The organism is Pandoraea sp. NE5 (assembly GCF_024363545.1).
In the GTDB taxonomy this organism is placed as follows: domain Bacteria; phylum Pseudomonadota; class Gammaproteobacteria; order Burkholderiales; family Burkholderiaceae; genus Pandoraea; species Pandoraea cepalis.
This window is the reverse complement of sequence record NZ_AP025517.1, coordinates 2677478-2692774: the sequence shown is the minus strand read 5'-3', so window position 1 is coordinate 2692774 and position 15297 is coordinate 2677478. Positions and strand designations below refer to the sequence as shown.

Here is a 15297-nt window from a genome sequence, read left to right as displayed (position 1 = left end):
CTGATTGCCATCGCCTCGATCCGACGTCGCCATACGCTGCCCCAACCGGGATGCCGCGCGGCACGCTATCGACTGCGATAACTCGCAGGTTCTCAAGCACAGCGAAGCCACGGGCAACCCCCGTGGCTTTTTTTATTGTTCCGTCTCGCTCACCCTCGTCCTTCGGAGACCGTCATGTCGCTTGCCAACCCGTCCGCCGCTGCATCGCCCATGGCGTCCGCCGCCCCCAAGGCGGCACGCCACGCCAGGTTCGCTGAATTCCCCACGCAGGCGTTGCTGCCCATCACGTCGCGCCCCGAGCTCGTGTTCACGCACGGCAAGGGCGGCTGGCTGTATGACCACGAGGGCAAGCGCTATCTCGACTTCATTCAGGGCTGGGCGGTCAACAGCCTCGGCCATTGTCATCCGGTGATGCGCGATGCGCTCGCCACACAAAGCGCGTTGCTGCTCAATCCCAGTCCCGCGTACTACAACGTGCCGATGATCGAGCTGGCCGGCCTGCTCGCCACGCTCTCGGGACTCGGCAAGGTCTTCTTCGCGAACAGCGGCGCCGAGGCGAACGAGAGTGCGATCAAGCTCGCGCGCAAGTGGGGCCAATTACATCCGAACCCGTCGGGCGGTGCTCGTTTCGAGATCATCACGTTCAAGGATGCCTTCCACGGCCGCACGCTCGCCACCATGTCGGCGAGCGGCAAGCCCGGCTGGGACACGATCTTCGCGCCGCAGGTGCCGGGCTTCCCGAAGGCCGAACTGAACAATATCGCCTCCGTCGAAGCCCTCATCGGCCCCGACACCGTCGCGGTGATGCTCGAACCGATTCAGGGCGAAGCCGGTGTCGTGCCGGCCACCGACGTGTTTTTGAAGGAACTGCGCACACTCACGAAGTCGCGCGGACTGTTGCTGATCGTGGATGAAGTGCAAACCGGCTGCGGGCGCACCGGCACCCTCTTCTCGCATCAGCAGGCGGGCATCGTGCCCGACATCATGACGCTCGGCAAAGGCATTGGCGGCGGCGTGCCGCTCGCGGCGATGCTCTGCGGCGACGAATTCGCGGTCTTCCAGCCGGGCGATCAGGGCGGCACGTACAACGGCAATCCGCTCATGTGCGCCGTTGGCCTCGCGGTCATGCGCACGGTCAGCGCACCGGGCTTCCTCGAATTCGTCCGCGCCCAGGCCGACTACCTGAGTGCCGGATTGCAGCACCTGTCGTCGCGTTACGGTGGCGAGGGCGAGCGCGGTGCCGGCCTGCTGCGGGCATTGCTGCTCGGGCGCGACATTGGCCCGCAACTGGTGGAAGCTGCGCGTGAGATGACCCCCGACGGGCTGCTGCTCAACGCAGCGCGTCCGAACCTGCTGCGCTTCATGCCCGCACTCAACGTGAGCCGCGACGAGATCGACCAGATGCTCTCGATGCTCGACACGCTGCTCGCCAAGCACGCTTAACGAATCGACGTGATGCGCGCCGCGACAGGCCCGGCACTGCCGGGCGGCGCGGCGCTCACCCTATCGCACAGGAGGCACCCTCAATGAACGATCTGAGTCACGCGCACCCGACACCGCCCGCCGACGCCATCGTCGACATTTCTTCCGATCCGGCACGGCTCGACATCGGCTTCATCCATCACGCGCTCGCGACGCAAACCTATTGGGCGAAGGACATCCCACGCGTGACGCTCATGCGCGCCATCGCGCACTCTCTGTGCTTCGGCGCCTATGCCACACAGGTTGAAGGCGGCGCGGCGCGTCAGGTGGGCTTCGCGCGCGTGATCACCGATCGTGCAACGTTCGCCTACCTGGCCGACGTGTTCGTTGATCCGTCGATGCGCGGGCTCGGCATCGGCAAGCGCCTATGCGAGAACGTGCTGGCGCATCCCGCCTTGCAAGGGTTGCGGCGTTTTCTGCTCGCCACCACCGACGCGGCGGGCCTTTATGCCCGCTACGGATTCGAACCGCTCGACCCGGTGAACAAGATGATGCAGATCCATCGCCCCGACATCTACACCAGTCAACAGGACGCGCCATGATCGCCCCGCCCGCCGACATTCATATCCGCGGCTTCGACGACGCCGACACCGACGCCGTGCTCGCTCTCTGGCGCGACGCGTTTCCCGAATACCTCTCGGCCGACAAGCCGCACCGCGAGCCTCGCCGCTCGATCGCCAACAAGGTTGCCATGCGTGACGGGTTGTTCTTCGTCGCCGTACGCGAGCAGACAATCGCGGGCACCGTCATGGCCGGGTATGACGGCCACCGCGGCTGGGTCTACTCCCTGGCGGTAGGGCGTGCGCTGCGACGTCGCGGCGTGGCCAGCGCCCTGCTTCGCCACGCAGAATGCGCGCTGGCCGAGCGCGGCTGCCTCAAGCTCAACTTGCAAGTGCTCACGCAATCGCGCGATGTGCTGGCGTTCTACACCGCGCACGGCTATGCGGCCGACGATGTCGTGAGCCTCGGCAAACGCTTGCCGCTCGCGCCGGGCGCGGCGCCGTCGACATCGCTATAGTCCGGTTCGACGGGACCGCGTTGCGCGCATAGCGCTCGACGAAAAACACAAAGGGCGCCGGAGTTGCCTTCGGCGCCCTTCGATCGTCGTCCGGCTCACGCCGGACGCTCATGCTTGATTATTCCCCCAGATACGCGGCGCGCACCTTCGGATCGTCGAGCATGTCTTTCGCATCACCGGTCATGGTGACCAGACCGCTGTCCATCACATAGGCGCGGTGCGCGGCCTGGAGCGCCAGGCGCGCGTTCTGCTCCACGAGCAGCACCGTCACCCCTTCGCCCGACACCGTACGCACCACCTCGAAGATCTTCTCCACCATGATCGGCGAGAGTCCCATCGACGGCTCGTCGAGCAGCAACAGCTTGGGCTGGCTCATGAGCGCGCGCGCCATGGCAAGCATCTGCTGCTCGCCGCCCGACAACGTGCCGGCGAGCTGGTCACGACGCTCCTTGAGGCGTGGGAAGATGCCGAACATCTTGTCGACGTCCTGCTTGATCCCCGCGGTATCGTTGCGCAGATACGCGCCCATCTGCATGTTCTCGAGAATGGTCATGCGCGTGAAGATGCCGCGCCCTTCCGGCACCATCGCGAGCCCTCGCTTGAGCAGATCGAACGCCTTCACACCGCGAATCGACTTGCCCAGATACTCGATGTCGCCATCGGCCCAAGGCAGCAGACCTGTGATCGCCTTCATCGTGGTCGTCTTGCCTGCGCCGTTCGCGCCAATCAGCGTGACCAGTTCGCCCGGCTGGATGCTCAGGTCGATCCCCTTGACCGCCTTGATCCCGCCGTAAGCGACTTTCAGGCCCTTGATCGTCAACATTGCGCTCATCAATGGCCTCCCGAACCCAGATACGCTTCAATCACCGCCGGATTTTTCTGCACATCCTGCGGCAAACCCTCGGCAATCACCTTGCCGTAATCCAGCACCGTCATGCGGTTGCACAAGCCCATCACCAGCTTCACGTCGTGCTCGATGAGCAGAATCGTCTTGCCGTCGCTACGGATCTTGTCGAGCAAGCCGCGCAGCTCCACTTTCTCGGTCGCGTTCATGCCTGCGGCCGGCTCGTCGAGCGCGAGCAGCTTCGGGTCGGTCGCCAACGCACGCGCGATCTCCAGACGGCGCTGGTGGCCGTACGAGAGGTTCGCCGCCGTGTAGTTGGCATACTTCGCCACGCCCACATACTCAAGCAACTCCATCGCGCGATCGCGAATGGCACGCTCCTCGGCCTTCGCGCCCGGGTAACGGACGATCGCGCCGATCACACCCATCTTCGTTCGCACGTGACGGCCGACCATCACGTTCTCGACCACGGTCATGCCGCCGAACAGGCGGATGTTCTGGAATGTACGGGCAATCCCCGCCTTCGCCACTTCGTGCACGGCGGTCGGCTTGTAGGCCGAACCATCGAGCCTGAATTCGCCGGAGTCCGGCGTATAAAGGCCGGTGATCACGTTGAAGAACGTGGTCTTGCCGGCACCGTTCGGGCCGATCAGCCCGTAGATTTGCCCCGGCTTGATCTCCAGGCCCACATCGGTGAGGGCCTGCAGACCGCCGAAGCGCTTGTTCACGCCCTTGACGGACAGAAGAATTTGTTCGCTCATAGTCAGGTCATCTCCCTCAACTTACAGTGTCCGCTCTTCTGGACGCGGCGACGGCCACAGGCCGGCCGGACGGTACAGCATGATCAGGATCATGGCCAGACCGTACAGCAACTGCCGGATCACTTCGGGATCGACGATGACGCTGCCAAACAGGCTCGTTTGCAACGGGCCCATGGTTGAGCGCAGAACTTCCGGGAACGCCGAGAGCAGGATACCGCCCAGGATCACGCCCGGAATGTGGCCCATGCCGCCGAGCACCACCATCGAGAGCACAATGATCGACTCCCAGAAGGTGAACGACTCGGGCGAGACGAAGCCCTGGAACGCCGAGAACATGCCGCCGGCCACACCACCGAACGACGCGCCCATGGCAAACGCGAGCAGCTTGATGTTGCGCGTGTTGATACCCATCGCCTTGGCGGCAACTTCGTCTTCACGGATGGCCACCCAGGCGCGTCCGATGCGCGAGTGCTGCAAACGCACGCAGACGAACGCGATCAACAGCGCCAGGAAGACGAACAGGTAGTAATACATGTACACCGAGGCGACCTGGATCCCGAAGAAGTTGTGCACCTTCGAGAAATCGAAGCCGGCAAACGACGCGGGCTCGATGCCGGTGATCCCCTTCGGGCCGTTGGTGATGTTCACCGGCCGGTCCAGGTTGTTCATGAAGATACGGATGATCTCGCCGAAGCCCAGTGTCACGATGGCCAGATAGTCGCCGCGCAGACGAAGCGTCGGCGCGCCGAGCAGGATGCCGAACGTGGCCGCGACCGCCGCCCCGATCGGAATCGTGAACCATATCGGCACATGCAGCCCCCCCGGGAACAGATGCGCGATCCACGCGAAGTGGAGCGTGAGGTGAGGCGAGCTGAGGAAAGCGGTGACGTACGCACCCACGGCATAGAACGCGATGTACCCCAGGTCGAGCAGGCCGGCGAAGCCCACCACGATGTTCAGGCCCAGCGCGAGCATGATGTAGAGCAGCGCGAAGTCGAGCACGCGCACCCAGTAGTTGCCGCCGGCGTAGCCGACGAGCACCGGCGCGACAATCGCCGCAATGAGGAAGAATGCGAGGCCGCGATAGGCCTTGCGCGTGGCCGCCGCCGCAGAGATCTGCGTGGCCTCGCCAGTGGAGGTTTGCACGGGTTGATTCATGATGTCGTTTCTCCCCGCTTATGCACGATCCGCCACGCGCTCGCCGAGCAAACCACTCGGACGGAACACGAGCACCGCGATCAGGACAATGAAAGCGAACACGTCCTGATAGTTACTGCCGAACACACCACCGGTCAGATCCCCGATGTACCCCGCACCCAGCGCTTCGATCAGGCCCAGCAACACACCGCCGACCATCGCGCCCTGCAGGTTGCCGATACCGCCCAGCACCGCCGCCGTGAACGCCTTCATCCCGGGAATGAAGCCCATGTAGAAGTGCACGTTGCCGTAGTTCGACGCCATCATTACGCCCGCGAGCGCCGCGAGCCCACCGCCCAGCGCGAACGTTGCGGAGATCACGAAGTTCGGGTTCACGCCCATGAGGCCGGCGACGTTGCGATTTTCCGCGGTGGCCCGCATGGCGCGGCCAAGCTTGGTGCGGTTCACAAGCTGCGTGAGACCGAACATCACGAGGAAGGCAACGACCACGATCACGACACCCGTGCCGTTGGTCACGGCGCCGATTTGGTCGCCGTGTTGCGGAATCACGGTCATGGCGTCGGTCGGCAGCAGTTGCGGGAACGAGAGCGGGTTGCGCGACCAGATCAGCATGGCGATCGTCTGCAAGAGCAGCGACACACCGATCGCGGTGATCAGCGGCGCCAGACGCGGCGCATTGCGCAACGGCCGGTAGGCCACGCGCTCGATCACGAAGTTGGTCAAGGCACACACGGGCATACACACGAGCGTGGCAATGGCCAGCATGAGCGCCGGGTTCATGTCCGGCGCGATTTTCAACAAGAGATTGATGGTGGATAGCGCGACCATCGCGCCGATCATCATCACGTCGGCGTGGGCGAAATTAATGATGCCCAAAATGCCATAGACCATCGTATAGCCCAGTGCAATGATCGCGTAGACGCTACCAAGCACGAGGCCGTTCAAGATTTGTTGGATAAAGATATCCATGAAGCTAACTCCTTGTCCCGAGAACGGGCTCTCGACACGCTTGCCCGATCGGGCGCGCGAGGGGGTCGAGAGAATTGCGGGTAATGAGGCGTAATCCTGTGTCAGGAGGGGGGGCCGTGCCCGTCATGCAGGCACGGCGTATTTCCGCAGAGATCGAAACGGCACCGAACGGGTAGGCAGCGGTGCCGTTTCATGGCGCAAATGCCTTAGAGTTACATCTTCACCACGTCAAGCACGCTCTTCTTTTTGTCCTTGTAGTTGTAGAGCGTGATCACCGGTTCCTTCATGTCGCCCTTGCTGTCGAAGGCGATGTGGCCGATAACGCCCTTGTAGTCGGTGGCCGGCATGGCGGCCAGGATCTTGGCCGGATCGGTCGAGTTGGCACGCTTCATGGCGTCGATGATCACGTTGACAGCGTCATACGTGAACGGGGCGTAGATCTGGATCGGCTGGTTGAAACGGGCTTCATAACGCTTCGAGAAGTCCGCGCCGCCTTCCATCTTCGACAGCGCCATACCCGCTTCCGAGCAGACGATGTTGTCGATCGCGTCGCCGGCCAGTTCGGCCACCTTGTCGGTACACACGCCGTCGCCGGCCAGCACCTTGGCACCAATGCCCAGTTCCTTCGACTGCTTGGCGAACGGGCCGCCGGTCGCGTCCATACCGCCGTACATGATGATGTCCGGACGCTCGCCCTTGATCTTCGTCAGAATCGCGCGGAAGTCCGTGGCCTTGTCGTTGGTCGCGTCGTGCGAGAGCACCTTCAGGCCGTTAGCCTTCGCGGTCTTCTCGAACTCGTCGGCCAAGCCCTTGCCGTAGGCCGTTGCGTCATCGACGATGGCCACCGATTTGGCACCCAATGCCTTGGTCGCGTAGTTGGCCAGTGCCGGGCCCTGCTGAGCGTCGGTAGCCACCACACGATAGGCCGTCTTGAAGCCCTGCTGGGTGTAGGCCGGATTAGTGGCCGACGGGGAGATCTGCACGATGCCAGCATCGCTATAGATCTTCGAGGCCGGGATCGTGGTGCCCGAATTCAAGTGGCCCACCACGGCAACGACCTTCTCGTCGACGAGCTTCTGGGCGACCTGCGTTGCGGTCTTCGGATCGGCCGCGTCATCTTCAGCCAGCAGTTCGAGCTTGACCGGCTTGCCGTCGATGGTCAGGCCCGCCTTGTTGGCTTCTTCGATAGCGAGGCGTGCACCATTTTCGTTATCTTTGCCCAAGTGAGCAATTTGGCCCGTCAGCGGCGCAACGTGACCAATTTTAACTACAACCGCATCGCCGCCCCCGCTGGCGGCAGTCGTCGCGGCGGGCGCCGAAGCGGCGCCCGAATCGGCCTGCTTTTCTTCCTTCTGACCGCATGCCGCCAACAGCGTCACTGCGGCAACGACGGGCAGTACCTTCGCGAACTTGAGTTGCATGTGATTATCTCCAAATTGTCGGCGGATGAATAACGCCAGTAACGCCAATTCAACGTTTCGTATGCGAAACGCGCGCATTGTAACTCCATTCTTTGCGGATGCGATGCTCGCCGCCACAGGGTTTTCCATAATGGAGGCCTAAGGTTTTATACCGACTTGTGCAACCCGATTTTTTCAAAAGCGCAACCCCGGATTGGTTAAAGGTTTTACACACCGTGCCCACCGGTGCGGGTAACGTCATGGTGCAACCGATGCACCAGTCATGGGCTCGGACACAGCAATAACTAGATATGCAAGTTGCATGCCCGCGCTATCTGGAGCGCTTGTTCTAATTAAGGGAATAAATAAATAATTGATTTTCTGGAAAGCGAATGCTAATTGCTCAATCAATTCTGTATTCGCTGAATTGCGTGTCGAGTCGACAAGTTTTATCTAACAAGACGCCAAAATCGATGAAATGCGTCGCGCGGATTATCCGCGAAATTCAATTTGATTTTGCATAGATTCCGCAAGACGAATCCCGAGCGCGATCTGCGATTCGGTGAGCGACGCGGCGCTTGCGTCAGGGAGGGTCGACGCGCGGGGTCGTGGGGAATCCGGCGCGGGGAGGCGAGGCAAAGGAAGGAGGCATAAAAAAACCGGGGCCACGTAATATGGCACCCGGTTTGTCAGCCATGCGGGGTTACCGCTGGCCGATCGGCATTGTTGCGACGACGGCGCTTAGCCGGCCGCCACCGGCACAAGACCCTTCGGAAGCGGGAACGCAATATTTTCTTCCACGCCATCGAGCACTTTGACCTGATTGACGCCCAGCTCACGCAGACGCGAAACGATCGATTGCGCCAGCACTTCCGGGGCCGACGCCCCCGCCGTCACGCCAATCCGGCGTTTGCCGTCGAACCACTCCGGCTTGAGTTGCTCCGGCGCATCGATCATGTACGCGGGCACGCCCATCTTCTCGGCCACTTCGCGCAGGCGATTGGAGTTGGAACTGTTCGGGCTACCAACGACGACCACCACGTCGCACTGCGGCGCCATGAACTTCACTGCATCCTGGCGATTCTGCGTGGCGTAGCAAATATCCTGCTTCTTCGGCTCGGTAATCGAAGGGAAACGCTGCTTGAGTGCATTGATCACCTCGGCGGCGTCGTCGACGGATAGCGTCGTCTGCGTCACATAGGCGAGCTTGCTCTCATCGGCGACCTGGAGCGCCAGCACGTCGTCGATCGTCTCGACGAGGAACATGCCCTCGCCCGACTGCCCCATCGTGCCCTCCACTTCCGGGTGCCCCTTGTGGCCGATCATGATGATCTCGAGCCCTTGGCTACGCATCTTCGCGACTTCGACGTGCACCTTGGTGACGAGCGGGCAGGTGGCATCGAAGATGCGCAGGCCGCGCGCTTCCGCCTCGGCCCGTACGGCCTGCGACACACCATGGGCACTGAAAATCAGCGTGTTGCCCGCCGGCACGTCGGTCAGCGCCTCGACGAAAATCGCGCCCTGCTTACGCAGGTTGTCAACGACATAGGCGTTGTGCACGATCTCGTGGCGCACGTAAATCGGCGCGCCGTACATCGCGAGCGCGCGCTCGACAATCTCGATCGCGCGGTCGACGCCCGCGCAAAAACCGCGCGGCTGGGCCAGAAGAATTTCCGCATCCGACAGGGTCGGTGCTACGACTTGGGTGGCGCTCATTTCGATTCCTACAGAATGCCGATAATCTGGACTTCGAACACGATCGGCTGGCCGGCCAGCGGATGGTTGAAGTCGAACAAGGCCCAGCCGTCACCCAACTCTCGCAGGATGCCCGCATAGCGGCCGCCGCTCGGCGCGTTGAACTCGACCAGATCGCCAACGCTATAGGCTTCGCCAAAATTGCTGTTTTCCTGCAACGTCTTCATCGAAACGCGTTGCAGCAGCTCCGGGTTGCGCGGGCCGAATGCCTGTTCCGGCGCCAGCTCGGTCCGGCGGCGCTCCCCGACCGTCATCCCCAGCAGCGACTGCTCCAACGTCGGCGCCATCTGGCCGCCGCCGAGTTGCAGCGTCGCCGGCGTACCTTCAAAAGTGTTGACAATGTCCGCGCCGTCGGGGGCGGCGATCCGGTAGTGGAGCGTCAGATAGGAATCGTCTTGAACCACAGGGGTTACGGCAGAACTCATGGGGGTCTCACAGCAAGGTCAAGCTAATATTGTAAAGGACGGCGCGTTGCGCGTCCGGCTCCCCATCGAAGCAGCCCCGATTTTTTCCTGTCTACGGCATCGTTTGTGATATTCGTGGCACCCGCGATCATGCGCGCGATGGTGTCCCTCCTTGGAGTCGTCATGTCCATCGCTCAATGGCCGCTCGCCGAGCGTCCCCGTGAAAAAATGCTGGCCCGCGGTGCCGGTGCGCTGTCCGATGCCGAGTTGCTCGCCATCCTGTTGCGGACGGGCTCGCACGGGCGCAATGCCGTCGATCTAGGTCGCGAATTGCTGGCGCGCAGCGGATCGCTGACTCGGCTGCTCGCCACGCCCTTCGAGACGTTACGGCAAATTCCGGGGCTAGGTCAGGCCAAAATTCTGCAATTTCAGGCCGCCCTCGAAGTGGCGCGCCGCATGCTGGGAGAAGGCATGCAGTCCGGCAATCTGCTCGATTCTCCGGCGCGCGTGCACGACTATCTGCGCCTCACATTGCAGGATCGGTCGCGCGAGCGCTTCGCGTGCCTCTTTCTGGATGCCGCGCATCGGCTGATCAGCACGCGCGTCATGTTCGAGGGAACGCTCACCCAGACCTGCGCCTATCCGCGCGAGATTGTGCGCGCCGCGCTCGACGTGCACGCGGCAGCCGTCATCGTCGCGCACAATCATCCGTCCGGCGTGCCTACCCCAAGTGCGGCCGATCTGGCGCTCACGCGCCAGTTGGGCGACGCGCTGGCGCTGCTGGAAATCCGGCTGCTCGACCACTTCATCGTGGCCGGAACCCGCGTGTATTCACTCGCGGAGAACGGCGAGCTGTGACACCCCACAACAACATCTGCACAGAATTTTGGCAGTTGGGTCGCGTTCGCGCAGCGCTTGCGCTATAATCCGTCCCTTCCCGAATCTCCGACAGACGTTTCCCGCCAGGGACTCGCATCCTGCATCGCGAAAGCGATTGATTTGTCTGGGATTTTTGTGGTATCATCGCGGTCTGTCTTTTCGACTCACCTTTTTTTACACAGAATTCTGGGTTAGGAGTGCTTCATGGCACGCGTATGTCAAGTGACCGGGAAAGCGCCGATGGTCGGCAATAACGTTTCCCACGCCAACAACAAAACCAAGCGTCGTTTTCTTCCGAACTTGCAAAATCGCCGGTTCTGGGTTGAGACCGAAAACCGCTTTGTGCGCCTGCGCATTTCGAAGGCCGGCCTGCGCCTGATCGACAAGAACGGCATCGACGCCGTTCTGGCGGACCTGCGTTCGCGCAACGCCATCTAAGTTTTAGGAGATCATCATGGCAAAAGGCGCTCGCGACAAGATTAAGCTGGAATCGACCGCTGGCACGGGTCATTTCTACACGACCACCAAGAACAAGCGTACCCATCCGGAAAAGATGGAAATCAGCAAGTTCGATCCGGTGGCTCGTAAGCATGTGGCTTACAAGGAAACCAAGATCAAATAAGATCAACAGGTTTTCTCGCAGCGGTTCGCTGCTGCGTTCGATACCCCGCCACAGGCGGGGTTTTTCGTTTGGGCGTCCCGAAATTCGCAACGCTACGCTATGCGTAGTCACGCAACACAGAATTTCTCCGACGTGCGCATAGGGTCATGTGTCGCGCGCGTATTGACTCGCTATACTGGCTCATTTCCCATCACGAGAATGGCACCACGCCCGTGGCGTCGATTCCAGAGAGCGCGCGTATCATGAATTTCGATGTCGTCATCGTCGGCAGTGGGCTCGCCGGCCAGTCCGTCGCCCTGCACCTGGCCAAAACCTGCCGCGTAGCGCTGGTCGCCAAACGCCCCATGCCCGAAGGGGCCAGCGACTGGGCACAGGGCGGCATCGCCGCCGTGCTCGACTCGACCGATAGCGTCGACGAGCATGTTGCGGACACCCTCATCGCCGGCGCCGACCTGTGCGACGAAGCCGCCACGCGATTCATCGTCGAACACAGCCGCGAAGCCATCGAATGGCTCATCGCGCAAGGCGTGCCGTTCACCCGCGACGACGCCGCCGAACTCGGCTTCCATCTGACGCGCGAAGGCGGCCATAGCCACCGCCGCATCATTCATGCCGCCGACGCCACTGGGCACGCCGTGATCGCCACGCTCACCGAACGCGTGCGCCAGCATCCGAATATCACCGTCTTCGAGAATCACTTCGCGGTCGATCTGATCACCTCCGACCGTGCCGATGCGGCACCGACAGCCGGGCGTCATTGCCAAGGCCTTTACGTGCAGGATCTCGGCACCGGCGAGGTCCACGCCATGACGGCGCGGCACACGGTGCTGGCCACGGGCGGCGCGGGCAAGGTGTATCTCTACACGACGAATCCCGACACCGCGACCGGCGACGGCATCGCGATGGCGTGGCGTGCCGGTTGCCGCATCGCGAACATGGAGTTCATCCAGTTCCACCCGACCTGTCTTTATCATCCGTACGCCAAGTCGTTCCTGATCACGGAAGCCGTGCGCGGTGAAGGCGGACGCCTGGTGTTGCCCGACGGCACTCGCTTCATGCCGCAACACGATCCGCGCGCCGAGCTGGCACCGCGCGACATCGTGGCGCGCGCCATCGATTTCGAGATGAAGCGGCACGGTCTGGACTGCGTGTATCTCGACATCAGCCACCAAAGCCCCGAATTCCTGCACGAGCATTTCCCCACGATTCTGGCGCGCTGCGCTGAACTGGGCATCGACATCACGAAGCAACCGATTCCGGTGGTGCCGGCAGCACACTATACGTGCGGCGGCATCGTCACCGACATGCGCGGCCGCACGGACCTGCCAGGACTCCATGCCGTCGGCGAAGCCACCTACACCGGCCTGCATGGCGCCAACCGTCTTGCCAGCAACTCGCTGCTGGAATGCCTGGTACTCGGCAAGGCGACTGCCGAAGATATTCAACGGGGCGAAGCGACGCCGCCGCCGGCAGAAGACGTCCCGGCGTGGGATGAAAGCCGTGTCTCGGATGCCGACGAAGAAGTGGTGGTCGCGCATAATTGGGACGAATTGCGCCGCATGATGTGGAACTACGTCGGCATTGTGCGCACGACCAAGCGGCTGGAGCGGGCGCAGCATCGTATCGCCCTGCTGCGCGAGGAAATTGCCGAGTACTACGCAAACTTCCGCGTGAGCCGCGATCTGTTGGAATTGCGCAACCTGGTCGACGTGGCGTCGTTGATCGTTGACAGTGCCCTGTCGCGCCACGAGAGTCGCGGCCTGCACTTCTCGCGAGACTTCCCCGACACCCTGCCGAAGGCCCTGCCGACCGTGCTTTCGCCCGTGTTACCGCGTCGCGCCCGCTGATCGGCCACCGATCGACGCACACCGCCGCACCGGCGAAAGCAAAAAGGCCGCAGAGGGAAACCCTGCGGCCTTCGATCTTGCGCATGACAGGCGCGAACGGCGCTTACCCCACCGTCTCCAAAATCCGCATCGAAAAATCGGTCGCGCGAACATCCTTGGTCAGTGCACCGACGGAAATCCGATCGACGCCCGTTTCCGCAATCGCTCGCAGCGTTTCGAGATGGATCCCGCCCGAAGCCTCGAGCACGGCGCGGCCATCCGTGACGCGTGCCGCCTCGCGCATCATTTCCAAGGTGAAGTTGTCGAGCAGGATCGAGGTCGCGCCGCATTCCAGTGCCATTTCCAGCTCCTCGAGCGACTCCACCTCGATCTGCACCGGCGCACCGTCGGCCAGACGGTCGGCGTTCGCCAGCACTTGCCGAATGCCGCCGGCCGCTGCGATGTGGTTTTCCTTGATGAGAATGCCATCGTAGAGCGCCAGGCGTTGATTCGCCCCGCCGCCCACGCGCACGGCGAACTTCTGCGCGAGGCGCAGGCCCGGCAATGTCTTGCGCGTGTCGAGCACCCGCGCCTTCGTGCCCTCGACGATATCCGAATAACGACGCACCGCCGTCGCGACGCCGGAAAGCAATTGCAGGAAGTTCATCGAAGTGCGCTCCCCCGTGAGCAGCGCGCGCGCCGGGCCGTGGATATCGCACACCGCCGAGTCGGGCGTCATGCGCTCGCCTTCCCGGTAGTGCCACTGCACGCGCACCGAGGCATCGACCCCTTGCATGCAGCGCTCAAACCAACGTATGCCGCACAGCACCGCCGACTCACGCACGATGATGCGCGCGTGCGCCATTTCCTCGGATGGTACAAGCAAGCCGGTCAAATCGCCGGCGCCGATGTCTTCCGCGAGCGCGTCGCGCACGTTGCGCGCGAGCGCCGCCTCGAGCGGCTCGCCGAACGCGGCGAAATCGGGCGAGAGCGCCTCGTCGGTATTCAGCATTTTGGATGACGTCATCATGCGGGGCCCACGCCGGCAAACAGCGCACCATCGCGCGCGAAATCGCCACTGGCGCGGACGTTCTGCTTGCGCGCCTCGGCGAACTTCAACATTCGGTCGATACAGGTGTGGGCGCGGCGGCCGATCTCCGCATCCACGTGAATGTCATTGCGCCCCGACGCCAGTACGTCGGCCAGATTCTGCAAACTGTTCATCGCCATCCACGGGCAGTGCGCGCAGCTCTTGCACGTGGCACTGTTGCCGGCCGTCGGCGCTTCGATGAAACGCTTGCCCGGCGCCGCAGCGCGCATCTTGTGCAGAATGCCATTGTCGGTCGCCACGATGAACTCGGTTGCCGCCATCGTCTGAGCGGCCGTGATCATCTGCGACGTCGAACCCACCACATCGGCCTGTTCGACGACCGAGGCGGGCGACTCCGGATGCACCAGCACCTTGGCGTTCGGAAATTCCCGACGCAGCACTTCCAGCTCGGTCCCCTTGAATTCGTCGTGCACCAGGCAAGCGCCCTGCCACAAGAGCATGTCGGCGCCCGTCTGCTTCTGGACGTAACTGCCCAGATGACGATCCGGCGCCCAGAGAATTTTCTTCCCCTGCGCGTGCAGATGCGCCACGATTTCCAACCCGATCGACGACGTCACCATCCAGTCGGCTCGCGCCTTCACGGCAGCACTGGTATTCGCATACACGACGACCGTTCGGTCGGGATGCGCATCACAGAATGCAGCGAACTCGTCGGCGGGACAACCGAGATCGAGCGAGCAGGTCGCATCGAGATCGGGCATCAGAATGCGTTTTTCGGGACTCAGAATCTTCGCGGTCTCGCCCATGAAACGCACGCCGGCCACCACGAGCGTCTTGGCTGAATGGTCTCGGCCGAAACGGGCCATTTCGAGCGAGTCAGCCACACAACCGCCCGTCTCTTCGGCGAGATCCTGCAAGTCGGCGTCGACGTAGTAATGGGCCACCAGCACAGCATTCTGCTCTACGAGCAGGCGCTTGATTCGGGCCTTGAGGGCTGCGCGTTCTACTTGCGATGGCGCATCCGGGACCCGTGCCCACGCATGGGCAACACACGTGGCGCCGCTCGGTGCGGGGCGCTCGAATTGTACGGATTTGATTGAGGCGTTCATTTTCACGTGGCCCGCGGGG

General features: G+C 62.6%; 16 protein-coding genes. 7 read left to right on the top strand and 9 right to left on the bottom strand.

From position 1 onward, the window contains the following. Positions 1-210: 210 nt before the first annotated feature. The 3 genes from PanNE5_RS12365 (at position 211) to PanNE5_RS12355 (ending at position 2500) form a co-directional block, all read left to right on the top strand. Positions 211-1443 carry an acetylornithine transaminase gene (locus PanNE5_RS12365; RefSeq protein ID WP_051060096.1) on the top strand — a complete coding sequence of 411 codons (1233 nt, stop codon included), beginning with the start codon at positions 211-213 and terminating at the stop codon, positions 1441-1443. 83 nt (positions 1444-1526) lie between these two features. Beyond that, positions 1527-2024 (top strand): GNAT family N-acetyltransferase, encoded by a 498-nt coding sequence (locus tag PanNE5_RS12360; RefSeq protein ID WP_150562643.1) that lies wholly within the window; start codon positions 1527-1529, stop codon positions 2022-2024. Further along, entirely contained in the window at positions 2021-2500 is a 480-nt protein-coding gene (locus tag PanNE5_RS12355) for a GNAT family acetyltransferase (RefSeq protein ID WP_017232795.1), read from the top strand. Before PanNE5_RS12360 ends, PanNE5_RS12355 begins: the two co-directional genes overlap by 4 nt. 118 nt (positions 2501-2618) lie before the next feature. Here the strand turns inward: PanNE5_RS12355 and PanNE5_RS12350 are convergent, their stop codons facing one another. The 7 genes from PanNE5_RS12350 to PanNE5_RS12320 form a co-directional block, all read right to left on the bottom strand. Then, on the bottom strand, positions 2619-3332 hold the full coding sequence (locus PanNE5_RS12350; RefSeq protein WP_017232794.1) for an ABC transporter ATP-binding protein: 714 nt from the start codon (positions 3330-3332) through the stop codon (positions 2619-2621). Next, positions 3332-4105 (bottom strand): ABC transporter ATP-binding protein, encoded by a 774-nt coding sequence (locus PanNE5_RS12345; RefSeq protein ID WP_017232793.1) that lies wholly within the window; start codon positions 4103-4105, stop codon positions 3332-3334. The genes PanNE5_RS12350 and PanNE5_RS12345 overlap by 1 nt, the downstream gene beginning before the upstream one ends. A gap of 21 nt (positions 4106-4126) precedes the next feature. Further along, positions 4127-5263 carry an ABC transporter permease subunit gene (locus tag PanNE5_RS12340; RefSeq protein ID WP_017232792.1) on the bottom strand — a complete coding sequence of 379 codons (1137 nt, stop codon included), beginning with the start codon at positions 5261-5263 and terminating at the stop codon, positions 4127-4129. An 18-nt stretch (positions 5264-5281) separates the two neighbouring features. Continuing rightward, positions 5282-6232, bottom strand: coding sequence for a branched-chain amino acid ABC transporter permease (locus tag PanNE5_RS12335; RefSeq protein WP_017232791.1), 951 nt, complete (start codon positions 6230-6232; stop codon positions 5282-5284). 212 nt (positions 6233-6444) lie between these two features. Further along, positions 6445-7653, bottom strand: coding sequence for a branched-chain amino acid ABC transporter substrate-binding protein (locus PanNE5_RS12330; protein WP_017232790.1), 1209 nt, complete (start codon positions 7651-7653; stop codon positions 6445-6447). A gap of 720 nt (positions 7654-8373) precedes the next feature. After that, the gene (gene ispH / locus PanNE5_RS12325; RefSeq protein WP_017232789.1) at positions 8374-9348 is read right to left on the bottom strand and encodes a 4-hydroxy-3-methylbut-2-enyl diphosphate reductase; all 975 of its coding nucleotides are present in this window, start codon (positions 9346-9348) and stop codon (positions 8374-8376) included. An 8-nt stretch (positions 9349-9356) separates the two neighbouring features. Then, positions 9357-9812 (bottom strand): peptidylprolyl isomerase, encoded by a 456-nt coding sequence (locus PanNE5_RS12320; RefSeq protein WP_150562640.1) that lies wholly within the window; start codon positions 9810-9812, stop codon positions 9357-9359. A 162-nt stretch (positions 9813-9974) separates the two neighbouring features. Between PanNE5_RS12320 and radC the strand changes: the two genes are divergently transcribed. The 4 genes from radC to nadB all read left to right on the top strand — a co-directional run bounded on the left by radC (position 9975) and on the right by nadB (position 13139). Further along, positions 9975-10649 carry a RadC family protein gene (gene radC, locus PanNE5_RS12315; protein ID WP_017232787.1) on the top strand — a complete coding sequence of 225 codons (675 nt, stop codon included), beginning with the start codon at positions 9975-9977 and terminating at the stop codon, positions 10647-10649. Between the two features lie 225 nt (positions 10650-10874). After that, positions 10875-11108, top strand: a complete 234-nt coding sequence (gene rpmB / locus PanNE5_RS12310) for a 50S ribosomal protein L28 (RefSeq protein ID WP_017232786.1) — start codon at positions 10875-10877, stop codon at positions 11106-11108. A gap of 16 nt (positions 11109-11124) precedes the next feature. Next, entirely contained in the window at positions 11125-11292 is a 168-nt protein-coding gene (rpmG, locus tag PanNE5_RS12305; protein ID WP_017232785.1) for a 50S ribosomal protein L33, read from the top strand. A gap of 242 nt (positions 11293-11534) precedes the next feature. Beyond that, entirely contained in the window at positions 11535-13139 is a 1605-nt protein-coding gene (gene nadB, locus PanNE5_RS12300; protein ID WP_261938061.1) for an L-aspartate oxidase, read from the top strand. Positions 13140-13242: 103 nt separating this feature from the next. Here nadB and nadC read toward each other — a convergent pair whose 3' ends face one another. After that, positions 13243-14130, bottom strand: a complete 888-nt coding sequence (nadC, locus tag PanNE5_RS12295; RefSeq protein WP_261938060.1) for a carboxylating nicotinate-nucleotide diphosphorylase — start codon at positions 14128-14130, stop codon at positions 13243-13245. Positions 14131-14144: 14 nt separating this feature from the next. Then, positions 14145-15278, bottom strand: coding sequence for a quinolinate synthase NadA (gene nadA, locus PanNE5_RS12290; protein WP_261938059.1), 1134 nt, complete (start codon positions 15276-15278; stop codon positions 14145-14147). Between the last annotated feature and the right edge of the window lie 19 nt (positions 15279-15297).